At 74.8% G+C, this 313-nt stretch carries 1 pseudogene; it reads right to left on the bottom strand.

Annotation, left to right across the window (positions count from 1 at the left end):
- Window positions 1-189: 189 nt before the first annotated feature.
- Window positions 190-313, bottom strand: a pseudogene (locus tag JHD73_RS28635) (Lrp/AsnC family transcriptional regulator); the annotation flags it as partial.

A 313-nucleotide genomic window follows, 5' to 3' on the forward strand; every position in this document is an offset into this window, starting at 1 on the left:
CCCCCCCCCCCCCCCCCCCCCCCCCCCCCCCCCCCCCCCCCCCCCCCCCCCCCCCCCCCCCCCCCCCCCCCCCCCCCCCCCCCCCCCCCCCCCCCCCCCCCCCCCCCCCCCCCCCTTTTCAAGCAGACGACGGCATACGAGATCAGGCGCCATGTCTCGTGGGCTCGGAGATGTGTATAAGAGACAGGCCTTGAGCCGCTCCACTCGCCGCAGGCATGCAGCCGGGCTCAGGTTCACGCGCTTGGCCAGCGCGACATTGCTGATGGACGCATCTTTCTGCAGGGCGCGGAGGATCGCTTTGTCTGTTCGATCC

Source organism: Ralstonia sp. ASV6, assembly GCF_016429285.1.
GTDB lineage: Bacteria > Pseudomonadota > Gammaproteobacteria > Burkholderiales > Burkholderiaceae > Ralstonia > Ralstonia flaminis.